Source organism: Colwellia sp. 6M3 (genome assembly GCF_014077595.1).
GTDB lineage: Bacteria > Pseudomonadota > Gammaproteobacteria > Enterobacterales > Alteromonadaceae > Cognaticolwellia.
Map to the genome: position 1 here is coordinate 1 of NZ_JACGWF010000256.1, position 253 is coordinate 253.

Annotated in this window: 1 protein-coding gene and 1 pseudogene; both read right to left on the reverse strand. The window is 36.4% G+C overall.

The features are described 5' to 3' along the window. The coding region (locus H4J50_RS19885) for a DUF6776 family protein (protein ID WP_404842764.1) at positions 1–116 on the reverse strand (116 nt) is incomplete at its 3' end. 10 nt (positions 117–126) lie between these two features. Beyond that, positions 127–253 (reverse strand): annotated as a pseudogene (locus tag H4J50_RS19300) (iron-sulfur cluster insertion protein ErpA); the annotation flags it as partial.

Consider the following 253-nt stretch of genomic DNA (forward strand, 5'->3'; position numbering starts at 1 on the left):
ATCGCAGCGACATTAATAGTTTCAGGAATAAAATTTTCAGGCAGAGTTAATTCACCGGCAATAATTTGGAAGTACTGAAAACTAAATGATAAATCTTTCTGCTCTAAGGTAGACAGCTGAGATAAAGATTACCATAGTAACGCCTTTTTTTTCTATCGTCATATCACCGTCGTTGACTTTTTCATCAAAAGTGAAACCATACGAAAAACCAGAGCAGCCACCACCCGTAACATAAACACGTAATTTCAAGTCT